This is a genomic window from Pantoea sp. GbtcB22, assembly GCF_019091025.1.
Lineage (GTDB): Bacteria > Pseudomonadota > Gammaproteobacteria > Enterobacterales > Enterobacteriaceae > Pantoea > Pantoea leporis.
Genome location: NZ_JAGXKB010000736.1, coordinates 1 through 240 on the forward strand (window position 1 = coordinate 1; position 240 = coordinate 240).

Genomic DNA, 240 nt, shown 5'->3' on the forward strand with positions numbered 1-240 from the left:
TAAACACCATCGCTGGTGTATCACCTTCCGCAGCCAGGTTCTTCTCAAGCCTGTCCAGATGCTCTGTCACGTCGCCGTAGTTTTCATCACTGACTGAAGTGTCCAGTCCTATCAGACGCAAACCATGTGCATTGTGAATGAAATGCATTGCGGCTTCAGCAGCGTCCAGTTCCCAATGATCCTTTCCCCACACCTGTCGCATCAGGTCGCGGTTATCCGCATTAGCCGGTAAAACAAGCG

1 pseudogene is annotated in these 240 nt (G+C 51.7%); it reads right to left on the reverse strand.

Annotated elements, in window-relative coordinates:
- Positions 1-240, reverse strand: a pseudogene (locus tag KVT28_RS26540) (metallophosphoesterase); the annotation flags it as partial.